The sequence below is a fragment of the Desulfitobacterium chlororespirans DSM 11544 genome (assembly GCF_900143285.1).
GTDB classification, from domain to species: domain Bacteria; phylum Bacillota; class Desulfitobacteriia; order Desulfitobacteriales; family Desulfitobacteriaceae; genus Desulfitobacterium; species Desulfitobacterium chlororespirans.
The window spans coordinates 209,008-230,941 of sequence record NZ_FRDN01000007.1 but is presented as its reverse complement, the minus strand read 5'-3'; the positions used below and the strand labels follow the sequence as shown (position 1 = coordinate 230,941).

The 21,934-nt window shown below is 52.3% G+C and carries 23 protein-coding genes; 19 read left to right on the top strand and 4 right to left on the bottom strand.

Annotated features, from left to right (window positions below):
* Positions 1-17: 17 nt before the first annotated feature.
* Both BUA14_RS11880 and BUA14_RS11875 read left to right on the top strand, forming a co-directional pair.
* Positions 18-737 carry a response regulator transcription factor gene (locus tag BUA14_RS11880; protein ID WP_072772780.1) on the top strand — a complete coding sequence of 240 codons (720 nt, stop codon included), beginning with the start codon at positions 18-20 and terminating at the stop codon, positions 735-737.
* Entirely contained in the window at positions 734-2,098 is a 1,365-nt protein-coding gene (locus tag BUA14_RS11875; protein ID WP_072772779.1) for a sensor histidine kinase, read from the top strand. Before BUA14_RS11880 ends, BUA14_RS11875 begins: the two co-directional genes overlap by 4 nt.
* A 111-nt stretch (positions 2,099-2,209) precedes the next feature.
* Here the strand turns inward: BUA14_RS11875 and BUA14_RS11870 are convergent, their stop codons facing one another.
* The gene (locus BUA14_RS11870) at positions 2,210-3,817 is read right to left on the bottom strand and encodes a gamma-glutamyltransferase family protein (RefSeq protein ID WP_072772778.1); all 1,608 of its coding nucleotides are present in this window, start codon (positions 3,815-3,817) and stop codon (positions 2,210-2,212) included.
* 265 nt (positions 3,818-4,082) lie between these two features.
* On the opposite strand from BUA14_RS11870, the gene BUA14_RS11865 reads away from it, so the two are divergent.
* The 8 genes from BUA14_RS11865 (at position 4,083) to BUA14_RS11830 (ending at position 9,576) form a co-directional block, all read left to right on the top strand.
* Positions 4,083-4,583, top strand: coding sequence for a rhodanese-like domain-containing protein (locus BUA14_RS11865; protein WP_035214003.1), 501 nt, complete (start codon positions 4,083-4,085; stop codon positions 4,581-4,583).
* Between the two features lie 200 nt (positions 4,584-4,783).
* Positions 4,784-5,503 carry a TVP38/TMEM64 family protein gene (locus tag BUA14_RS11860; RefSeq protein ID WP_072772777.1) on the top strand — a complete coding sequence of 240 codons (720 nt, stop codon included), beginning with the start codon at positions 4,784-4,786 and terminating at the stop codon, positions 5,501-5,503.
* Positions 5,493-6,158 carry a TVP38/TMEM64 family protein gene (locus BUA14_RS11855; protein WP_005811838.1) on the top strand — a complete coding sequence of 222 codons (666 nt, stop codon included), beginning with the start codon at positions 5,493-5,495 and terminating at the stop codon, positions 6,156-6,158. The genes BUA14_RS11860 and BUA14_RS11855 overlap by 11 nt, the downstream gene beginning before the upstream one ends.
* Entirely contained in the window at positions 6,155-6,904 is a 750-nt protein-coding gene (locus tag BUA14_RS11850; RefSeq protein ID WP_072772775.1) for a heterodisulfide reductase-related iron-sulfur binding cluster, read from the top strand. Before BUA14_RS11855 ends, BUA14_RS11850 begins: the two co-directional genes overlap by 4 nt.
* 14 nt (positions 6,905-6,918) lie before the next feature.
* Positions 6,919-7,251, top strand: coding sequence for an arsenosugar biosynthesis-associated peroxidase-like protein (locus BUA14_RS11845; RefSeq protein ID WP_005811834.1), 333 nt, complete (start codon positions 6,919-6,921; stop codon positions 7,249-7,251).
* 3 nt (positions 7,252-7,254) lie between these two features.
* Positions 7,255-8,238, top strand: coding sequence for an arsenosugar biosynthesis radical SAM (seleno)protein ArsS (gene arsS / locus BUA14_RS11840; protein ID WP_072772774.1), 984 nt, complete (start codon positions 7,255-7,257; stop codon positions 8,236-8,238).
* Positions 8,235-8,918 (top strand): TIGR04283 family arsenosugar biosynthesis glycosyltransferase, encoded by a 684-nt coding sequence (locus tag BUA14_RS11835; protein WP_072772773.1) that lies wholly within the window; start codon positions 8,235-8,237, stop codon positions 8,916-8,918. Before arsS ends, BUA14_RS11835 begins: the two co-directional genes overlap by 4 nt.
* Positions 8,911-9,576, top strand: coding sequence for a TIGR04282 family arsenosugar biosynthesis glycosyltransferase (locus BUA14_RS11830; RefSeq protein WP_072772772.1), 666 nt, complete (start codon positions 8,911-8,913; stop codon positions 9,574-9,576). Before BUA14_RS11835 ends, BUA14_RS11830 begins: the two co-directional genes overlap by 8 nt.
* Before the next feature lie 288 nt (positions 9,577-9,864).
* Here the strand turns inward: BUA14_RS11830 and BUA14_RS11820 are convergent, their stop codons facing one another.
* The 3 genes from BUA14_RS11820 to BUA14_RS11810 form a co-directional block, all read right to left on the bottom strand.
* Complete coding sequence (locus tag BUA14_RS11820; RefSeq protein ID WP_005811823.1) at positions 9,865-10,176, bottom strand: nucleotidyltransferase domain-containing protein; 312 nt, start codon at positions 10,174-10,176, stop codon at positions 9,865-9,867.
* On the bottom strand, positions 10,152-10,544 hold the full coding sequence (locus BUA14_RS11815; protein ID WP_011460531.1) for a HEPN domain-containing protein: 393 nt from the start codon (positions 10,542-10,544) through the stop codon (positions 10,152-10,154). Before BUA14_RS11815 ends, BUA14_RS11820 begins: the two co-directional genes overlap by 25 nt.
* A gap of 181 nt (positions 10,545-10,725) precedes the next feature.
* On the bottom strand, positions 10,726-11,964 hold the full coding sequence (locus BUA14_RS11810; RefSeq protein WP_072772771.1) for a solute carrier family 23 protein: 1,239 nt from the start codon (positions 11,962-11,964) through the stop codon (positions 10,726-10,728).
* A 374-nt stretch (positions 11,965-12,338) separates the two neighbouring features.
* Here BUA14_RS11810 and BUA14_RS11805 point away from each other — a divergent pair, with 374 nt between their 5' ends.
* The 9 genes from BUA14_RS11805 to BUA14_RS11765 all read left to right on the top strand — a co-directional run bounded on the left by BUA14_RS11805 (position 12,339) and on the right by BUA14_RS11765 (position 21,933).
* Positions 12,339-12,659 carry a heavy metal-binding domain-containing protein gene (locus BUA14_RS11805; RefSeq protein WP_005811819.1) on the top strand — a complete coding sequence of 107 codons (321 nt, stop codon included), beginning with the start codon at positions 12,339-12,341 and terminating at the stop codon, positions 12,657-12,659.
* A 224-nt stretch (positions 12,660-12,883) separates the two neighbouring features.
* Complete coding sequence (gene priA, locus BUA14_RS11800) at positions 12,884-15,211, top strand: primosomal protein N' (RefSeq protein ID WP_072772770.1); 2,328 nt, start codon at positions 12,884-12,886, stop codon at positions 15,209-15,211.
* Between the two features lie 166 nt (positions 15,212-15,377).
* The gene (gene def / locus BUA14_RS11795) at positions 15,378-15,830 is read left to right on the top strand and encodes a peptide deformylase (protein ID WP_005811815.1); all 453 of its coding nucleotides are present in this window, start codon (positions 15,378-15,380) and stop codon (positions 15,828-15,830) included.
* 656 nt (positions 15,831-16,486) lie between these two features.
* Positions 16,487-17,449 (top strand): methionyl-tRNA formyltransferase, encoded by a 963-nt coding sequence (gene fmt, locus BUA14_RS11790; RefSeq protein ID WP_072772769.1) that lies wholly within the window; start codon positions 16,487-16,489, stop codon positions 17,447-17,449.
* Between the two features lie 36 nt (positions 17,450-17,485).
* Positions 17,486-18,847: a 16S rRNA (cytosine(967)-C(5))-methyltransferase RsmB gene (gene rsmB / locus BUA14_RS11785; RefSeq protein WP_072772768.1), complete on the top strand. Its 1,362-nt coding sequence runs from the start codon at positions 17,486-17,488 to the stop codon at positions 18,845-18,847.
* A gap of 14 nt (positions 18,848-18,861) precedes the next feature.
* Complete coding sequence (gene rlmN, locus BUA14_RS11780) at positions 18,862-19,935, top strand: dual-specificity RNA methyltransferase RlmN (RefSeq protein ID WP_084078565.1); 1,074 nt, start codon at positions 18,862-18,864, stop codon at positions 19,933-19,935.
* Positions 19,932-20,735, top strand: a complete 804-nt coding sequence (locus BUA14_RS11775) for an FhaA domain-containing protein (RefSeq protein ID WP_072772767.1) — start codon at positions 19,932-19,934, stop codon at positions 20,733-20,735. The genes rlmN and BUA14_RS11775 overlap by 4 nt, the downstream gene beginning before the upstream one ends.
* A gap of 48 nt (positions 20,736-20,783) precedes the next feature.
* The gene (locus tag BUA14_RS11770) at positions 20,784-21,233 is read left to right on the top strand and encodes an FHA domain-containing protein (protein ID WP_005811806.1); all 450 of its coding nucleotides are present in this window, start codon (positions 20,784-20,786) and stop codon (positions 21,231-21,233) included.
* Positions 21,214-21,933 carry a Stp1/IreP family PP2C-type Ser/Thr phosphatase gene (locus BUA14_RS11765; protein WP_072772766.1) on the top strand — a complete coding sequence of 240 codons (720 nt, stop codon included), beginning with the start codon at positions 21,214-21,216 and terminating at the stop codon, positions 21,931-21,933. Before BUA14_RS11770 ends, BUA14_RS11765 begins: the two co-directional genes overlap by 20 nt.
* The last annotated feature ends 1 nt before the right edge of the window (position 21,934 follow it).

Genomic DNA, 21,934 nt, shown 5'->3' with positions numbered 1-21,934 from the left:
TAAAGGCGGTGATAAACATGAACACAATTTTTGACTGCAAACTTTTGTTAGTGGATGATGAGCCGGATCTGCGCGGGATGCTGGTGGAGATTCTCCAAAAAGAAGGCTTTCAGCGCGTCCGGACAGCAGCCAGCTGCCAACAAGCCAAAGAGCTGTTCCAAACAGAACAGCCCCAGGTTGTGATTTTGGATGTCTCCTTGCCCGATGGCGACGGCTTTTCATTGATGGCTGAATTGAGAAGCTTTTCGGCGGTGCCGGTGCTGTTTCTGTCGGCGCGGGATGAGGATGAGAGCCGCTTGCTGGGCTTGGGGCTTGGTGCCGACGATTATATTACCAAGCCTTTTCTGCCGCGGGAACTGCTGCTGCGGCTCAAGGCTGTGCTGACACGAACCTATTTTCCCCCCATCCTGCGGCAGAGCAAGAAACCCCTCTTCCACCTGGGGGAAGCGGTGGTAGATCTGAACAGCGCCCTGGTAACCCGTCCCGAGGGTCAGATGACCCTGACCGCCAAAGAGTACACTTTATTGGCAAAGCTGTATGAAAACAGGGGCAACATCGTCACCGGGGACAGTCTGTGCCGGACGGCCTGGGGGGATGATCTGTACGGGTATGAGAATACGCTGATGGTGCACATCCGCCGCCTGCGGGAAAAAATAGAGCCGGAGCCCTCTTCTCCCTGCTATCTCCTCACAGTGCGGGGTTTAGGATACAAGCTGACCGGGGTGGTGGAAAAATGAAAAGCATGCTGAGGATTTTGGGACGTTATGTGGGCAGCGCCGCCGGCATTGCGCTGATGCTGCTGATCCTGAATGCCGCTTTGTTTTTGCTGTGGGTGACCGGAGCTAAACAAGAAAACGGAAACTCTTACCGGGTTTCCGTCATTGCCGATGGCCTGGTCAAGGAGGGGGAAGAGTATACCCTTGCCGACAGTGCACGGCAAGCCATGAGTGCCCGCTATGAATGGGCCATGCTTCTGAGTGATTCAGGAGAAATCCTGTGGAGTCTGAATTTGCCCCCGGAGCTTTCCCGAACCTATACCGTCCCGGAAGTAGCCAGCTTCACCAGATGGTATCTGCAGGATTATCCCGTCTATGTCTGGCGTCATCAGGACGGGCTTCTGGTGGCGGGCTGCCCCAAGGGAAGCGTCTGGAAAATGGGCATGGAGCTGCCCCAAAGCATTATGGACAAAACCATCTTTTGGATACCCATCGTGCTGGCGGCCAATGGGCTGGCTGCCGTGCTGCTGGCCCTGCTGCTTGGCCTGCGCCTGTTCCGCTCCATGCACACCCTGGTGAAGGGGATTGAACAAATGGCGGCAAAGCAGCCGGTGCAGCTGGGGACCAACGGAGTTTTAGGGGACCTGGCCGCCGCTCTGAATCAAACCTCCCGGGAGCTGCAAAGGCAGGAGATAGCTCTGCAAAAAAGGGATTACGCACGAACCTCATGGATCGCCGGCATATCCCACGACATCCGCACTCCCCTATCCATGGTTATGGGCTATGCCAGCCAGCTGGAGGATAATCAGGAGCTTCCCCGGCCGGTCAGGGAGCAGGCGGGAATCGTGCGCCAGCAAAGCCAACGGATCAAGACCCTGGTCAACGATCTGAATCTGGCCTCTAAGCTGGAATACGATATGCAGCCCTTGCACCAAGAAGAGGTGCTCCTGGCGCCCTTGCTGCGTCAGATTGCCGCTGATTTTTTAAACGGAGGGCTTTCCCGGCCCTATTTCCTTGAATTAGATATGGACGAACCAGCCCGGCAGGCTAAAGTCCTGGGGGATCAGGAGCTGCTCAGACGTGCTGTCTATAATCTGATCCAAAACAGCATCCGGCATAATCCCCAAGGTTGTATTATCCGCATTGCCCTTCATCAGGAAAGATCCCGCTGGGTCATCTCAGTCTCCGATAACGGCAAGGGCTTTGACCAAGAGCTTCTGGACCGGCTCAGGGAGGAGGACTCTTTGACCGGGATGCCAAGCCATGGCCTGGGGCTGACCCTTGTCCGGCAGATAGCAAGGGTTCATGAGGGGACCACGGAGTTTGAAAATCTGCCGGAAGGAGGGTGCCGGGTAGTGATCAATCTGCCGCCGGCCTCCTAGGGGGATAAAATTTGGCCGTTTTGAGATCGACTCATCTAGATGAGTCAATTCAAAAACGGCCAAATTTTCATTTAGTCCAGGCTTAAGGAAGCCAGATCCCATGATTAGTTATTACCAAGCGGCAACGACGCCATCAGTTCGCGGTTCGGTGGCACCGACCAAGACATCATGCTCATTGCGCCAGATCATCTGTCCCCGCCCAAAGAGCCCGGTATTGGCGCTCCACTCGATCTCATGCCCCATACGGCTGAGGCCGTCCCCGATATGGGAAAGCAGGGAACGCTCCACCTGAACATGGCGGTCCTGGACCCAGAGAAAACGGGGAGCGTCCAAGGCGGCTTGGGGATTGAGATGAAAGTCGAGGGTATTCATCAGCACCTGAACATGCCCCTGGGGCTGCATGAATCCGCCCATGACCCCAAAAGGACCTACCGCGCTGCCGTCTTTAGTAAGGAAGCCGGGAATAATGGTATGGTAGGGGCGTTTTTTAGGTTCTAAAAAGTTAGCATGGTGGGGATCGAGGGAAAAATTATTGCCCCGGTTATGGAGGCTGATCCCCGTCCCGGGAACCACCAGGCCCGAGCCGAAATCCATATAATTGCTCTGAATCATGGACACCATGTTTCCTTCATCATCGGCAGTAGCGAGGTAGACAGTTCCCCCTTTGGGCGGAGTGCCCGGTTCGGGGAGGAGGGCGGTTTGGCCAATAAGTTTGCGGCGTTCCAGGGCATATCCTTCGGAGAGCAGATCGCCGATCTTGACTTCCATACTCCGGGGATCGGCAATATATTTGCGCCCATCCACATAAGCCAGCTTAATGGCCTCAATTTGCTTATGATAGGTCTCGATAGAGTCCTTTGCCGAGAATTGGAAGCCTTTAAGGATATTAAGCGCCATCAGGGCGACTAAGCCATGGCCGTTAGGGGGGATTTCCCAGACATCATAGCCCCGGTAATTGAGATGGATGGGGTCCACCCAGAGGGGTTGGTACTCTTCCAGATCCCTTTTGCGCAGATGGCCGCCGTATTTTTGGGAGAAGGCATCGATCCGATCGGCTAAGTCTCCTTTATAGAAAGCTTGGGCCTTGCTTTCCGCGATTTGGGCTAAAGAGCGGGCATGATCAGGGGAACGCCAGATTTCGCCGATGAAAGGAGCGCGCCCTTGGGGAGCAAAGGTCTTAAACCAGGATTCATATTCCTCCCCCTTGAGCTCCTGGGCGTATTTCGTGTAGGCTATCTGCCAGTTCTGGCCCAGCACGGGAGAGACGGGATAGCCCTGTTCAGCATAATCGATGGCCGGTTTAAGGACTTCAGTCAGGGGCAGCCGGCCGAAGCGTTCCGATAAGGCTGCCCAGGCTGCAGGCGCACCCGGCACCGTCACGGGAATCCAGCCGTATTGGGGCATTTCTTGGTGTCCGGCTTTGATGAGGTCATGGCCGGAAAGGGAAGCAGGGGCTGTTCCGCTGGCATTCAGGCCATGAAGCCGGCCTTTAGTCCAGACGAGAGCAAAAGCATCGCCGCCCATGCCGTTGGATGTGGGTTCAACCACAGTTAAACAAGCGGCAGTAGCAATAGCCGCATCAATGGCATTTCCGCCTTTTTTGAGGATGTCCAAACCTGCTTGAGCGGCCAGGCCTTGGGAAGTCGCCACCATGCCCCGGCTGGCAAAGCTCAGGGAACGCTTGGAAGGATAAGGATGATATAAGGGATCGTAAAACATAATAACCTCCAAATATATAGTGATCGTTAACTATGAATGGATTAAGTATATCATTAATTGTTTAAAAATCCTGACCTCTTAATATCTCTATGGAAGGGATTCCCTAACTTTTTGTTTCTCTTCAGGTTGCCCTGAAGAGCTATAGATTTATATAAAAAAACTATAGTGCTTGGGTATCTGATTGTTATTTTCAATTGGACACCCCATTATTTGTCTGACTATAATGAAGATTGTAGCAGAGATAAGAAGGAGGAGAGGGTTAACTATGAGAAAATTACTGTCCCTAACAATGTGCCTGCTTTTATCAGTATCCGTACTGGCAGGCTGTACTCAGGCAACACCTGCTAGTGGAGGTTCCCCAGCGCCTGCTGCCGATCGTGCAGAGGCCAACATCAGCTGGCAGTACAAGACCGCCGACGAGACCAAGGCTATGCTGGATGCTCAGGAGAGTGTCATCATTCTTGATAGCCGTCCGGATGACATGTATACTAAAGGTCATATTCCCGGTGCCTACCATGTGCCCAGCTATCCCGTGGATACTCCGGAGCTTGAACAGGTATTGAAAGATGCGGTGCCTAATCTCCAGGGTGATGACCCCATCGTGATCGTATGCAAAAGCGGCAACAAAGGGGCCAAACGGGCCATATCTTTCCTGCAGGATCAAGGGATTGCTCCCGAGCGCCTATTCATCCTGGAAGGTGGCGGTGATGGTTGGAAAATTCCCGAATACACGACCACTGTCAACGACTCTGCCATTCCTAATTAAGCCGCCTCTGTGGTGGACACATCATTCAGCGACTAGTACATCGACGATTCTCAGTATATAAAGAGCGAACGGGCAGTGAAGATGTGCTCTTTGTAAATGCCCGAGGTGAGGATCGATACGGCTAAAGAAGGGCTGCCAGGGGGCTATTGCTTTCCCTGGCAGCCCTTAGCATATTGTGCCAGGTAGGTAGAAACGAGGTAATGTCAATGAACGAACAAAGATGGTCGAAGAAATATCGGAAGCGGGTTGTTTGGGCAGTCATTATCCTGGCGGTGATCATTTGCTTGATTGTACCTCCCCTTAGGACCGGGCTTGGGTCAGTCTTCATTTTGCTTTCCTCAATGGACATCAGCCAGGTAGTGGAGTACATCCGCTCCTTCGGTCCTTGGGCGGCCGTTGTTTCCTTCTGCCTGATGCTCCTCCAGTCTGTGGCTGCTCCTCTTCCGGCCTTTCTGATTACCTTCGCCAACGCTATGATCTTCGGCTGGTGGCAGGGGGCCATCCTCTCCTGGTCCAGCGCCATGACCGGAGCGGCCGTCTGCTTTTGGATTGCCCGCCTTCTGGGGCGGGACACCGTGGAGAAGCTGGCCTCCAAGACAGCTCTGAGCAGCGTGGATGTATTTTTCAGGCAGTACGGAAAGCATACTATTCTTATCTGCCGTCTGCTTCCCTTCGTTTCTTTCGATTTGGTGAGCTATGCCGCAGGGTTGACAGGCATGAGTTTTGGGGGCTTTTTCCTGGCTACGGGCATCGGGCAGCTCCCTGCCACACTTGTGTACTCTTATGTGGGGGGGATGCTCACCGGAGGGGCCAGGCTCTTCGTCACCGCCCTGCTGATTCTCTTCGCCCTCACAGTTTTGATTTACCTATTCAGGAAGATTTATCATGATCGGAAAAGGGAAGCTGCGGATGAAAAATAGGAAGCCTTGGCTCTTTTTGGGGTTAGTGGTGCTGGTGTTAATCGGCAACTCTATCTTCGGCTGGTCGGATTATCTAGCCAACCAGGAGACCCTGCCTGTTATGCGCCGCGCCCTGGAGGATAACTTTGCCCTGGCCCTGCTGCTCTACGGGGTCCTCACCGTGGCCGGCTGTGTGCTGCTGGCTTTGCCGGGGGTGACTTTTGCTATTGTGGCCGGGGTGCTTTTCGGTCCTGTGTGGGGAACCTTGGCCTGCTGGTTGGCTGTGACCCTGGGTGCCTGCCTGTCTTTTCTGGCTGGGCGCTACTTTCTCAAGGATACGCTGAAGCCCCAATTAGAGAAGAACAGCTATCTCAACCGCCTCCTCTTTGCGGGAGCGGGACAAAGGGATGTATTTTTGTTAGCGATCACCCGGCTGGTACCGCTTTTTCCCTATAATCTGCAAAATTTTGCCTACGGCATCACAGACATCAGATTCCTGCCCTATGCTCTGTATTCGGCCCTTTTTATGCTGCCGGGCACTGCGGCCTATACCGTAGGGGCGGCAGGGGTGGCCAGTCCGGAGAGACGGGGTCTTTATTTAATGATTGCAGGGGCCTTGCTGGCCCTTGTGTTAACCCTATCCTTCATATTGAAAAAGAAGGGGGTGAAGGTGTGAAGGCGAGACAGCTCATCACTTTGTTGGAAAAGAGCCATTATCCTTTCCGCAATTACCCTAAAGAGTCCTGTACCACCCTGCTCTTTCCAGGGTGTAGTTTTCCTTCCCAGTTCCCCAAGACTATGGATGCACTGGCGGAGTTGTGCCGGGAGCATGGGGTGGGCGTGGCCTACGACTGCTGCGGCAAACCGGTGGCGGAACTGAAGGGGGAACGGGACACGGTGCGGATCGCGCAAAAGATGACTGAGCGGCTGAAGCGGCTGGGTGTGGGAGAGGTAGTCTGTCTGTGCCCCAACTGCCTGGAATATCTGGGTGAAACTCTGGATTTCCCGGTGATTAGCATCTACGCCCTGCTTTCCCGCTGGGATTACACCTGCCAGAGCCCGCCCCCGTCCGGAGTAGTCTTTCGCCCTTGTCCGGATCGGGAGACGGGGCGGCTTCTGGAGGAGATCAGTAAACTGGTGCCTTTGGCGGATCTGCAGACCATGGAGAGGGTCCCCTGCTGCGGATTGCGGGGGGACATCGCCGCCCATGGCCCGGCGGCGGCAGACAAGCTGTGTGCTCAGGCAAAGGAGGAAGGGGAGGGGAAGACGATTTATACCTACTGTGCTTCCTGCTCCGGACAGTTCCGGCGCCATGGCTGCGGCCAGGTGCGCCATCTTCTTTCCTCCCTGCTGGGAGTGGAGGAGGAGCCGGATGCCGCCCACGCCCTTGTCAACCGGGCGAGAAGAAAATTTGAAAAATAAAGGAGAAATGCACTATGGCGACTTACTATGAAGCAAAGGATCTGGAGAAATTTGCTACTATGGGAGAGTGTGCTTCCGAACTATGGGAGAAGTTCATGGGCTATTACGGTGCAGTCTTCGCCGAGGGGAATCTGACCGCCCGGGAAAAATCCCTGATCGCTTTGGCAGTGGCCACAGCTGTCCAGTGCCCTTACTGCATTGACTCCTATACTCAGGACTGCCTGTCCAAGGGAGTCACAGAGGAGCAGATGACCGAGGCTATCCATGTAGCCTGCGCTATCCGGGGCGGAGCCAGTCTGGTCCACGGGGTGCAGATGAAAAATATCGTCAAGAAGCTGGAGCTCTAAGCTATGGGTGATGCGAGACTGGAAAGGTTGGAGGACATCCCAGCTTTTGAGACAAAAATTGAGGATCAAGCCTTGATGAATACCGCCGGGCAGCTCTCGGTGCTGCAAATCAACGTAGGAAAACGGTGTAATCTGGCCTGCAGGCATTGCCATGTGGAAGCCGGACCCAACCGGACTGAGGAGATGAGCCGGGAGGTGATGGAAGCCTGCTTGCGCCTTTTGGAGGAAAATCCCTTCGCCACGGTGGACATCACCGGCGGAGCCCCCGAACTCAACCCCCACTTCCGTTGGTTGGTGGGGGAGTGCGCCAAGGGGTGTGCTCATGTTATCGTGCGCACCAACCTGGTCACCCTGTTGGAAGAAGGGTATACCGATCTGCCGGAATTCTACCGGGATCACCGCGTCAACGTGGTTTGCTCCCTACCCCATTACACAGCCAAGAACACCGACCGTATGCGGGGAGAGCAGGTCTTCCGGCGGTCCATCGAAGCTATGAAGCGGCTGAACGAAGTGGGCTATGGACAAGAGCCGGAATTAGTTCTTGACCTGGTCTATAACCCGGGCGGGGCTTTTCTGCCCCCCTCCCAGACTGCTATGGAGGCTGAGTACAAGGAACATCTGCTGCGGGAGTACGGAGTGAGCTTCAGCCATCTGTTCACGATTACCAACAACCCCATCGGCCGTTTCGGGGCCTTTCTGGAGCGCTCCGGCAATCTGGAGGACTATATGGGCAGGCTCTATGGAGCTTTTAATGCAAGCACTCTGGAAAGCATGATGTGCCGCTTCCAGGTGTCGGTGGGCTGGGACGGCAGGCTCTATAACTGCGACTTCAACCAGGCGGCGGATCTGCCTATGGCAGACGGCGCCACGATCTTCCACTGGACGGGCAAGCCCATGGCGAAGCAGAGAATCCGCTTTGGCAAACACTGCTATGCCTGTACGGCAGGACAAGGCTCCAGCTGCGGCGGGGCTACGGAGGGCGTATGATCTCCGTCATTATCCCGGTTTACAACGAGGAACAGACCTTGGCTACTTTTTTACCCTCCCTGGACAGCCTGGCGGGAGAGCATGAGGTGCTGTTTTCCGACGGGGGCAGCACTGACGGTACTTTGGAACTGCTGACAGGTCACCGGGTGATAACAGGGGCCAAAGGGCGGGCTGCTCAATGCAACCGGGCTGGGGCTGAGGCCCGGGGGGATGTGCTCTTCTTTCTTCACTGTGACAGTACCATCCCTGCCGACGCCCTCTTCCACATCCGGGCTGCTGTGGACAGGGGAGCGAGGTGGGGCTGTCTCACCCTCCGCTTTGACAATACCGGTTTTCTCTATCGGCTGGGCGGGCACATGTCTAATTTGCGGGTGCGCTGGGGGCACATCGCCTTCGGAGATCAGGGGATTTTCGTGACCCGGGCCCTTTTTGAGCAAGTAGGAGGCTTTCCGGAGCTGCCGATTATGGAGGATTATGAATTTTCCCTGGGGCTGAAACGCATGAAGGTATTTCCGGTGCAGGTGAAGAGCCGGATCATTACTTCATCCCGGCGCTTTCAGGCGGGTGGGATCTTCCGGGTGACCTGGTCTATGCAGCGGCTGCGGGCTATGTATCGCCGGGGGGTGGACATTGAGACCATCAGCCGGGCATATCGTGATGTGAGGAGAGGCAATGAGTAAAGGCGCGCTGATTTTGTTGACGAGGATTGCTGTGCCGGGCAGGGTGAAAACCAGGCTGATGCCTTTGTTGAGCGGAGCGGAATGCGCCGCCCTGCAGAAGGCCATGACTCTGGACACAGCTTATGCCCTGGCCGCTTTGGAACGGGAACTCTTTATCTTTTACTCGGATGAGGGGCCGGTTGAGCTGCTGGATGAACTGCCGGAGAAGGCACGCCTGTACCCCCAGAAGGGGAGGGGTTTGGGGGCGCGGATGTATAATGCCCTGGATACGGTCCTGACTCTTGGCTACAAAGATTGCCTGCTGCTGGGTTCCGACCTGCCTCTCCTTGACCCTGGGGAGGTGGCAAAAGCAGGCCGCATCCTGGAGGAAAAGGACATTGTGTTTTGTCCCTCAACCGATGGCGGGTACTGGCTGGTAGGGATGCACACCCCTTTCCGCCCCGTTTTCCAGGGACAGCGGTACAGCACCGGCAGTGTGCTGGCCGACGCTCTGGCCTGCTGTGCTGCCCACGGCTTACGTCCAGGATTGGGGCCGGTCCGGCGGGACTTGGATACGCCGGAGGATCTGGCCTGGCTCCTGGCGGTGAAGGCCGCTAATCCGCAATTGAGAGGGCGGGTTATGGATTGGCTGCAAACATGGCAGGGCAGCCGAGGATAGCGAGCTTTTATGGTATGCTCTACAATGCGGATTTACCGCCTGCTTCATGAGGGCAGGGCGGCAGTAAAAGAAGGAAGAAAGCGTCCGCTTGAAGATACAATGCGGGATATCAAGCAGGAAATAAGCGATGGAAAATTATAAATGCCAAAGACTTAGAGGACTGTAATGTCAGTCTCTCTAAGGCTTTGGCGTTTAAGGGTGGTCTCAGGCGATAAAATAAAGCGTCTACAGAGCTCACTCTTTATTAAAGCTTCATTAAACCCAAAACAGAGTAAGGCAACGCGAAAATTATGACTGATAAATAATTTGCCCCGTCTTGAAAACATGTTGCACAAGGCCACTTTTGTCGTCCGTGGTATCCAATAAGTGCGGTTCAATGTCGTAGCTGATACCACGACGCAAACGCCACAGCAAAGACGATGCTTTCAGCCAATCACCGGAAAATCCGTTAAAGATGACAGCAACGTCAATATCACTTTCGTCATGTGCTTCACCTTTCGCATAAGATCCAAATAAGACAATAGCGGCAGGGCTGAATTCTTTTGTTACAGCGTCAGCATATTGTGTGACGGTATTTATAACTGTTCCTTTATCCAACATAAAAGCCCCTCCGTTCTCTTGATAAGGGTTTGACCTACCTCGCTATCAAGCGTTTGCGCTATACGCTCTTTATATTCCGGGTAACGCGCTTCAATGTTCAGCGGGTTTAATTCCTCAATAAAATCCTGTTGTTCGTCGCTCATTATGTCTATGAGTTTTGCCCTAATGGATAGTTTTGTCAAGTCGTGAGTTTTTGGTGGTAGTTCCCCATCGGCGCAGTCGCGGGCAATAATTGCTTTGAGTGCCTTTTCTATTGTTTGATGGCACATAAAGCCGACGTATAGATACCGCTTTGTTTCTAACATTGCCTTTGCAGTTTCAAAATCATAATCGGCTATGCTAAACCAGTACTCAACTTTGTTATCCATAAGCCTAGCCCCCCTTCTGGACACAAGTTTACAAATTTATTCCAACATAGGCTTTTATAAAAGTCAAGAGCCTATTTTTGGGGTTTAATGTTTTATCTTGCCCTATCGTGAGGAACAATCAAAAAAGCCTTAGAGGACTGTAATGTCAGTCTCTCTAAGGCTTTGGCGTTTAACGGTTAGCTTAGGATACTTCTTTGCCACTTCCGGCTACTTCATCCTTCTCTTCCCGGAGAACCAGGTTGAGGATAATCCCTGCCAAGGTGGCATAAGCGACACCATGGCTCTGGACGCCGATTCCTACGGCAAAGATGACAGAGGCGATAATCAGGTTTTTGTTCTTGGAGAAATTCACCCGGGCTTCAATCAGGGTGCGCAGACCGGTGACCCCAATCATACCAAAGAGATAAAGGGACACGCCGCCCATAACGGCTGTGGGGATGGACATAATCAGAGCTTGCAGGGGACTGACGAAACTCAGGATAACGGCGATAAAAGCTGCTACCCAGATATTGAAGGTGCTGTAAACCCGAGTAACTGCCAGTACGCCGATGTTTTCACCGTAAGTGGTCACGGGAGGGCCGCCTAAGAAACTGGCGATTCCGGTGGCGAGACCATTGCCCAGTAAGACCCGGTTAAATCCTGGTTTCTCGATGGGGTCGGAATGGGTGATATTTCCCAGAACAATCATATGACCTAAATCTTCAATAATGGTGACAAAGGCCAAAGGGGCAAACATCAGAATAGCAGCTTTATTAAAGACTGGTGCCTGCCAAGTGTCGGCGCTGATAGGAGAGACGATAATCTTGTCCAGCGAGGCCAGAGAAGCCGTTACTCCGGTGAAATCCACCAGACCGGCGAAGGCGGCGACAATATAACCGATAATAATTCCGGAAAGAATGGGAATGATTTTTAAGAAGCCCTTGGCATAGATGCTGAGAAAAGCGGTAACGGCCAGAGTAAGGATGGCGATATACCAATTATTAGACGACATATCTGCAGCTACCGGAGTTAGGCTTAAGCCGATAATGGCGACGACGGGGCCGGCGACCACCGGTGGAACAATCTTATGAATCCAGGAGCTTCCGAAGTAACTCATGAGTGCAAAAAGAAGGACATAAATAATTCCGATGGTAAGTGCGCCGCCCATAGCTGCGGCTAAATTGTTTTGATCTTTAACAAAATAAGTTAAGGAGGCGATGTAAGCAAAGGATGAGCCGAGATAAGCCGGGATTTGACTTTTAGTCAGGAGAAGAAAGACGATGGTGCCAATCCCTGAGGAGAGAAGAGCGACGGCCGGACTTAATCCGGTGTAAAAAGGGACCAGGACCGTGGCTCCGAACATAGCGAAAACATGCTGCAATCCCAGGGGTATCGTTTGGGCAAGAGAGAGTCTTTCATGAATCTGAACTTCTCTAATCATGGGTTGTCCTCCTTTTTTAGTAAAACAAAAAACCTCTTCCTTGCCCGCAAGCAAGAAAGAGGTGTCCATGCACATAGTTCATGGTACGCCATTTCCTTCTTAGTCTCACGGGACTAATTTAAAGGTCACGGGATAATTACCTTGCTTAGAGCATAGCATAAATAAAATTAGTTTGGCAAGAGTTTTCTTGAGGATGATGCTCTGGGAAGGAAGATTGAGTTATTATTTTTCCTGTTTTGTAAATTTGTAGTCATTAAAGGTGTAAAGTATCGAAACATCGAGAATATTAGATAATGACTAAGCAGGACTCTGTTGCTTCGCGGAGAATTAACTTTTAGTAACTAAGCTGATGTTTAAAGCGGGAGGTATAGTCTATGATTGTAACAACAACCCCTAATATCGACGGCCGTAAGATTCAGAACTACTATGGAATCGTTACAGGAGAAGCCATCATGGGTGCCAATGTGGTGCGGGATATCTTTGCCGGCATCACAGATATCATTGGCGGCCGCTCAGGGGCCTATGAAGAAAAACTTCAGGATGCCCGTCAAATAGCCCTTAAAGAAATGGAGCAAAATGCAGCCCGCATGGGAGCCAACGCCGTGGTCGGTGTGGATATCGACTATGAAGTGGTGGGGCAAAGCGGCAGCATGCTTATGGTGAGCGCCTCAGGAACAGCTGTTACCGTGGTGTGAGCGGCAAAGCTATAGATGAAAGGTTCGGGGATGTTGGAAAAGCCGGCATCCCTTTTTGGATCATGTTCATTAGGCAAGAATTTGGGTATTTGCCTTGCTTTGTGATAAAGTAAAAGTAGATTTAGATTCAAACGGAGTTTTAACTCCATCTGAAGCTAAGTCGCCCTTATCCTCTGTGAGGACAGAATTAAGCTTTAAGAGAGAAATTAAAGGAGGCGATGAAAGTGCATTATGCAGAAGTTCTTGTTGATGTGGCCAATCGTCGCCTTGATCAGGTGTTTCACTACCAAATTCCTGAAGGGCTATCCTTAAAAAGAGGGATGCGCGTCCTTGTGCCTTTGCAATATCGTCAAGTTCAAGGCGTGGTGGTCCGGATCACGGAGCAGCTGCCCCAGGGGATAGCGCACTCGGCTCTAAAACCCATTTTGGGGATTGTTGACACCATGCATGTCGTTCCTGAAGATCTTGTGGATTTAGCTCTGTGGCTGGCGGAAACGACTATCTGCTCCATCGCCCAGAGTCTTCATACGGTTTGGCCCCTGCTCAAGGGTAAGGTGGAAGAGTATGTCATTCCTATGGCTGCCCAGGAGGATGAGGATGTTAAGGCTTTAAAAATCCTGGATTCAGAGACCTATCAGGCTTTGGCGGTTATCTTTCGGTCACGGAATAAGGCATTGCCCCTGAGTATCTATCTTAAGCGCTCAGGTCTGTCCAAGACCCAGGTAGAGCACTTAGCCAAGCAAGGCTGGCTCAAACTGGAATCCCGCTTTACCTCCGGTGTTCCCCGCAAAGTCCAGGCTGCGCTTACTTCCGAAGAGAGGGTTGGCGATGACCTGGGGGATAGGGAATCGATGACCGGTATGATGCATGAAGCCGATATTGAACTTAATGTTCACCAGGGGCCGGATTACCTGCGGACACTCACTCCTGAACAAGCGAAAGTATGTGAAAAAGTTACTCAGGCCCTGGATAAACAAAGTTATCAAACCCTGCTCTTGCATGGGGTTACCGGCAGCGGCAAGACGGAGGTCTACCAAAGACTGATTGGGGAAGTGCTGATTAAAGGCGGTTCAGCCATTTTGTTGGTTCCTGAGATTTCGCTGACGTCTCAGATCGCCCGCTATTTTCAAGACCAATTCGGCGAGCAGTTGATTGTTCTCCACTCGGGATTGCAAGTGGGGGAAAAGGCCAAGGCCTGGCAGGATATTCTCCAGGGGAAAATCAGGATTGTCGTCGGGGCCCGTTCGGCGGTTTTTGCCCCGCTGCCTGATTTACGCTTGATCATCTTGGATGAAGAACATGAGAGCGCCTATCATCAAGAGGAAAATCCCAAATACCATGCCCGCAATGTGGCCCGTAAACGGATGGAACAGCTCCGGGGAGTAGTGCTTTTGGGAAGCGCTACCCCTTCTCTGGAAGCCTATGCCGCGGCTCAGACCGGCAAGGTTCCTTTGCTTACCATGGAAGAACGGGTCAACCGCCGCCCGCTGCCCCCTGTAGAAGTGGTGGATATGCGGGAGGAATTGATTAAAGGGAATCGCAGTATGTTTTCCCTCTCCCTGCAAGACAAGCTGAAAAGGACCCTGGAGCGGGGAGAACAGTCCATGCTGTTCTTGAACCGCCGCGGCTACTCCACCTTTGTGGTCTGCCGGGAATGCGGTTATGTGATTCGCTGTCATGACTGTGATATCGCTCTGACTTACCATACTCAAGGCCACACCATGCGTTGCCATTATTGCAATCATGAAGAGGTTCCTCCCCGCACCTGTCCGGAATGCGGCAGCCGCTATATTCGCTTTTTTGGGCAAGGGACTCAGCGGGTGGAAGATGAAATCAAAGGACTTTACCCGGCGGCAAGAATCCTCCGCCTGGATTTTGATACCACCCGCTCTAAAGATGCCTATGAGGACATCCTGGGCAAATTCCGCCGCCAGGAGGCAGATATCCTCGTGGGCACCCAGATGATGGCCAAGGGACTGGATTTTCCTAATGTCACTTTAGTAGGAGTTGTGGCAGCCGATCAGATGCTGAATATGCCGGATTTCCGCGCCAGGGAGAGAACCTTCCAGCTTCTGACCCAAGTGGCCGGCCGGGCCGGCCGCAGTCAAAAACCCGGGCAGGTTGTGATTCAGACTTATACACCGGAAGACAGGGCGATTATTCAAGCCTCTCAGCACAATTTTAAGGGCTTCTTTTGGGAAGAGATTGGCTATCGGAAAGCCAGAAATTATCCTCCCTTCACCCATGTCATCCGGGTGACCCTTATTCATGAAAAGGAAGAGAAAGTGATCAAAGGAGCCCATAGCCTGGTCAATTCTTTAAGGCAGGGAATAGTATCCGATCAAAATGGGCATACTTCTTTAGATATTCTCGGCCCTGCTCCGGCTGTGATTCCCCGCCTCAAAAATCATTTCCGCTGGCAGGTCTCGGTTAAAGGAAAAACTATGGATGTGCTGCGTGAATTTTTGCATCAAGGTGTCCGGCGTTTTGCACGTGATCCCATTAGTTCGGGAATTCAACTCAATATCGAAGTAGATCCCTTAAGCATGTAAGATATTATCGAGTATTGAACTAACCTGCCCCAAGTCCAGGGTGGATTCGGCAGGCCTTCAGTGGGTGTTGGATCTCCTCCTGAATGGGGTCTCGTTCAATATTGGAGATATGTAGTATAATAAATAATAAAATAAGAAGAAGTGAGTAGGAAGGGGAAACCGTGACATGGCGATTTATCAGATTGTAGAAATTGGTTCCGAAGTACTGCGGGAGAAAGCTGTTCCCGTCAAAGAGATAACACCTAATATTGCAAAACTTTTAGATAATATGCTGGATACACTCTATGATGCCAATGGAGTAGGCTTGGCCGCTCCCCAGGTGGGAGTCTCCAAACGCGTCGTCGTTATCGATGTAGGAGAAGGCCCCTTGGAGCTAATCAACCCTGTCATCATCGCCAAAGAGGGCGAAGATCTGGATGATGAAGGATGCTTAAGCATCCCCGGCATAACCGGTCAGGTAGCCCGGGCAGCCAAAGTCAAAGTAGAAGCCCTCAACCGCCAGGGAGAGCTCCAGGTCATCGAAGGAGAAGGACTGCTTTCCCGCTGCCTCCAGCATGAAATCGACCACCTGGAAGGGATCTTGTTCGTTGATAAAGCGAAGAAGACTTCTCGGAGGTAGCACCTGTTGGCTGTATTGGTAGAAGGGGAACCGATGCTTGGGTCGTGTGTAGCTTTACGCACAACGGACCTTCGGGCGTGAGCTCCTGAAACCCTCCACTGGAGGCCTTCTTGATCGGAGACTCACGTTCTCCATAGCTCCGGGGCTGGTTCACTCGCTTCCTTAACAGCTACGCCAAACCCCGCTGTTTTCTGCATGTGAACCGTGGCTGCGCTACGTTAAGAAAGCGACCTTCACCCGACCACCCCTCCGCTAAATCCGTTCCCTTTTGTGCGCAAAGCTACACTTGAAGGTCCTCTTTTCAGATCTTCTCTTGAGTATAAGCAGCACTTAAGGGTCCTGAGTGAAGTAATCCCTATCCTACAACGCCCCGCTTGCTTGAACCCAAGAAACAGCCCAAGGATTTTGCTTTACAGAAGAGAGCGGATTTAAGCGAGCGGAAACAAAACTTCGCGAAAAGCATGCAGCGGAGTCGGGTTGGAAACAGGACGTTTCCAACCGCCCATTGAGCAGGAGCGATTTGGGCGGGGACCCGATGGAGCGGAGGGCTTGAGCGTTAGTTTTGTCCGCGCAGCTTATGGAGCGAACGACGTAAAGCAAAATCCTGGAGATATAGCGTTCAGGAGATATAACCTTCAATATAAGGAGTAATTACTATGCGACTCGTTTTCATGGGAACGCCGGACTTCGCCGTTCCAGCTCTCCAAGCCCTGGCGGCTCACGGTCACGATGTGGCGGGAGTGTTTACCCAGCCGGACCGCCCTTCCGGCCGGGGCAAGAACCTGAAGCCCAGTCCGGTTAAGACAGCCGCTCAGGAGCTGGGGCTGCCCGTTTATCAGCCCCACAAAGTCAAAAGCCCCGAGAGCCTGGAAATCTTAAAGGAACTGGCCCCGGAGGTCATCATCGTGGTGGCCTATGGACAACTATTATCCAAAGAAATCTTAGGATTGCCCCCTTACGGCTGCATCAATGTCCATGCTTCCCTTTTGCCGGATTGGCGCGGCGCCGCTCCCATTCATTGGTCCATCCTGAAGGGAGATCAAAGGACCGGCGTGACCACCATGCAGATGGATGAAGGGCTGGATACGGGAGATATGCTTCTGAAAACCGAACTCCCGATTGGGGAGGATACCACCACCGGGGAGCTTCATGATGCTCTGGCCCAAGCTGGCGCTCAGCTTTTAATCGCTACTTTGGAGCAGCTTCACAAGGGGGAATTGCCCAGGACACCCCAAAAGGGGCCGGTGCGTTATGCCTCTTTGCTGACCCGGGAGCATGAGAAGATCGACTGGGCACGCAGCGCCCAAGACATTCATAATCAGATCCGCGGCCTGAACCCCTGGCCCGGTTCCTATACTCTGTTCAGAGAAGAAACGGTCAAAGTGTGGAAATCAAGCATCTCTGCGCAAGCAAGAGGAGATGGAGCAGAACCGGGCCCGCCTGCCCTTAAAGATTTTAAACCAGGTGAAATCATCGCTTGGGATCAGCAGGGCTTGTTGGTTCAGACCGGAGAAGGGTTGATCCGGATTGTTGAGGTACAGCCTGCAGGTAAGAAGCCCATGCCGGCCCGGGACTTTTTCTTAGGTCGTCGTGGACAGGCGGGAGAGAGCTTTGGGTGAAAACTGGACAGGGAAGGACAAAAGGATGAGTAAAGCATGGATAAAATAACCTCAAGAGCCTTGGCTGTGCAGATTCTCCGGCGCATCGAGGAAGAAAAAGCCTATGCCAATCTGGTAATGCAAAAAGCTCTGCACGATTTAAGCGATCCCCGGGAGCGCCAATTGGCCACCCTTCTGATCAATGGGACGTTAAAACACCGTCTGACTCTGGATTATGCTTTAAGGCGCCATCTGCGCAAACCTTTATCCCAACTGCCCCATGAGGTGCGTTGGATTCTCAGAATCAGCGCCTTGCAGATTCTCTACCTTTCCAGGATTCCCGCAGCTGTGGCCATCAACGAAGGGGTGGAGTTGACCAAAAAGCAGCAGGGAAAATACACTTCCTTAGTGAACAGTGTCTTAAGGAGAGTTTTGGAAACCGGTTGGGACATGCTTTGGCCCAGCAAAGAGAAGGAACCCGTCCGCTTTCTTTCCCTGCGCTATTCTCACCCGGAGTGGATGGTGAAGCGCTGGTTGAAACGCTATGGCATGGCGGATACGGAAGCTTTATGCCAAGCCAATAACGAGCCCGCTCCTGTGTGGATCCGTACCAATACCCTGAAGATTTCCCGGGCGGACTTACAAGCAAGGCTGGAGGGGGAAGGAGTAAAGGTGACGATTGGGGAACGGGTTCCGGAGAGTTTGGTGATCGAAGACTTCGGATCTCTGGATAAACTGCCCAGTTTTCAGGAAGGACACTTCACCGTTCAGGATGAAAGTTCTCAATTGATTGCTCATGTCTTAAATCCTCAAGCCGGGCAAAAGGTGTTGGACGCCTGCGGCGCCCCGGGAGGGAAAACCACTCACCTGGCGCAAAGGATGGAGAATCAGGGAGAAATCCTTGCTTTTGATATCCACCCCCATAAGGTGAAGCTTATCGAAGATCTGGCCGCCCGTTTAGGGATTACCATCATCCGCGCCCAGGCCGGAGATGCCCGGGAGCTGGCGGGAGTAAAGGATGCTTCCTGTCATAAAGTGTTGGTTGATGCCCCCTGTTCGGGGTTGGGGGTCCTGCGTCGCCGGGCGGATATGCGCTGGCATAAGGAACAGGATGAAATAAAAACTTTACCGGCCTTGCAATTGGCCATCCTGGAGCGGGCGGCTCAATGCGTTGCGGCCGGCGGCGAGCTGGTTTATTCGACCTGTACGATTGAACCTGAGGAGAATTTCGAAGTGGTGAAGGCTTTTCGTGCCAATCATCCGGAATTCACCACCGTTGATTTCAGCGGGGAACTTCCCTATTCTTTGGCATCAGAACAAGACAGGAAACAAGCCGCCAAGGGATTTCTGCAGATTTTGCCCCATAAACAGGGTATGGATGGCTTTTTCCTGGCGAAATTTCGCCGGGTGGAAGTTTAGGTGGAAAGATTTGGGTGAATACTATGAAGAGAATGGATTGCCGGGATCTGAATCAAAGTGAATTAACCCAGCATTGTGTCGAGCTGGGACTGCCGAAATTCCGGGGCCGCCAAGTATTCCAGTGGGTCCAGCAGAAAGCTGTTCAAAACTGGGAAGAGCTCAGGAACATTGGAGCAGGGGATCGGCAAAAGCTGCAGGAGGGTCTCTTCCTGCAGCCCCTAAGGAAAGTCAAGGCACAGATTTCTCAGGATGGCACCCGTAAATTTCTCTTCCGTTGTGCTGACGGCGAAACCCTGGAATGTGTGCTGATGGATTATGATCGCCGCAAGAACAGAGAGCGTCATACGGTCTGTGTGTCCACTCAGATTGGTTGTGCCGTGGGCTGTGCCTTCTGCGCCACCGGCCTGGGGGGATGGCGGAGAAATTTAAGCCCCGGGGAGATCCTGGGTCAGGTTCTGGACATCACTTATCTCATGCGCCAGGAAGATCCGGATTTTCAGGTCACGAATATTGTCTTTATGGGCATGGGTGAGCCTTTATTGAATTATGAGGCGGTTCTCAAAGCCATCGAACTGCTCAATGATCCAGAAGGTCAGGGGATTGGGATGAGGCGAATGACCATCTCCACCAGCGGGGTAGCCCCGAAAATCCGGCAATTAGCCAAAGATAACCCTCAGGTAGGCTTGGCCGTTTCTTTACATAGCGCCCATAATACGACCCGGGATCAACTCATTCCTATAAATCGCAAGTATCCCTTAGAGGAACTTATGGAAGCCTGCGGAGACTATACAACGCTGACGAACCGCCGTATTACCTTTGAGATCGCTTTGATTTCCGGTCAGGCAACCCGGGAAGCTGCTCAAGCAGTAGGGCACCTTTTAAAGGGACAATTAGCCCATGTGAATCTCATTCCGGTCAACCCTGTAGCGGGAACAGGCATGGCCCGGCCCACGGCCAAGGAGGTTCAGCAATTTGCCCAGAGTTTAGAGAGTATGGGCATCCCCGTTTCTGTTCGTGAAGAAAAAGGAACAGATATCGACGCAGCCTGCGGTCAATTAAGACGGCAATTGGAGTGTGAGCAGAAATGAACCTATTGGCCCGTTTTGAAGAAGTAGCGGAAAGTCTATTTACGGGTATGTTTAAAAAGAATAACAATTCTCGGCTGCAACCTGTGGAATTGGCTAAAGAACTGGTTCGCATCATGCAGAAAAACAAGCAGGTGAGCATTTCCCAGGTTTATGTGCCTAATGTTTACCGGGTTTTTCTCCACTCCAGTGATTGGAGTCCTTTTGCTAATTTTGGGGATGCCTTTTTAATTGAGCTTTCCAAATATCTGCATGCCGAGGGCAAGAAAAGCGGCTTCACTTTCTTGAGCAAACCTTCCATCGAACTTCACTCCGATGACACGGTAAAGCCTCATGAAATGTTCATCGAAGTGGATTTTGATGATTCCATCGAGGTCCTTTGGGACGACGATGACGAGTACGAAGAAGAAGCCCAGGAAGCGGTTGAATCTGTGGATTGGCGGGATCAGACCAATATCTTTCAAGGGGAACTTCCTTACAATCTCCGAAATTCCTATGAACAGAGCAGGAAAATTCGTTATGCTCTCGAAATAATTCAAGGACCGGATTCTGGAAAAACTTTCCCTTTGGAGGAAGAGATGATTCATATCGGGCGCCATGGTCAGTGTGAAATTGTCCTGCAGGATCCCGAAGTATCCCGGCGGCATCTCAAGCTCAGCTGCGACGGGGAAGACTGGGTGATTGACGACTTAGGCAGCACCAACGGAACCTGGCTCAATGGACAGAGGATTGCCAAGCAGAAAATAGGCTTGGGGGACCGGGTGGAAATAGGGCAGACGATCTTTATCCTGCGTCACCATTGAACGGGGGGCTGGAGGGGTTAAGAAGGTCAGTAAAGTGCGGAGGTTTCTATGCAAGGAATTTTAGTACTGGGAAGGATACTTTTCATTGGACTAATTTATCTTTTTCTTTTTCGGATACTCACAGCCTTATTGGCAGATTTGCAGGTTAAGGGGCTGATCCGCAAAGGGGAAAAGGAATTTGGGCGCTTTGAAGTGCTCTCGGGGGGAGAGTTATTGCCTAAAGGCCGAGTCTTTCGCATTGACCAAAAAGGCCTGAAAATAGGCCGTGGGAAAAATAACGATGTGGTTTTAGCCGATCACTTCGCTTCCATGGATCATGTCCTGGTACGTCATCATAAGGGGGTAACGACCCTGGAGGACTTAGGAAGCACCAATGGAACCTGGGTTAATGGAGAGCGGATCTCTTCCCCGGTTCAACTGGTTGCCGGAGATTATGTGAAAATTGGAAGTATTACTTTCCAATATTCGAGGTGGCAAAATGAGAGTTCTAAGCTTTAGTGAAACAGGCTGCGTACGCAAAAATAATGAGGATGCCTGCCTTGCTCTGCCGGAGTACGGTGTATATGCAGTAGCCGACGGTATGGGCGGGCATCTGGCAGGGGAAGTAGCGGCACGGACAGCCCTGGACGAATTAATCAAGGGTGCTCCCCATTTGGCGGCCCAAGAAAACGAGGACCTGGAGAACCAGGTCAGGGAGATTCTGGTGCGGGCCAATCGGGAAGTGTATCTGAGCTCGACCCGCAACCCTGCTACGGAAGGAATGGGGACGACGCTGACCGTTCTGGTCTTCAGAGAGACTAAGGTCGTTCTCGCCCATGTCGGAGATAGCAGAGCCTATGTATGGCGCAATGAGCAACTGATTCAGCTGACACGTGATCATTCTTTAGTCGGTGAGCTGGTGCGTCTGGGACAGATTTCTTCGGAAGAGGCGGATAGCCATCCCAAGCGTCATATGCTGGTAAGAGCTGTGGGAGCCGGGTGGGATGTAGAGGTGGACTCTCAGTCCCTGGAGTTGCAGACAGGTGATATCTTTTTCCTCTGTACGGATGGGGTATCCAATGTGATCAGCGATCGGGAGTTAGAGGAGGAGTTCTTGCAGAAAGGTTCATGGGAAGAGCACCTGGAGCGCCTTCATCAACTGATCATAGAACGAGGTGCACCCGATAATTTTACAGCCTTATGCTGTATTACGGAGTGAC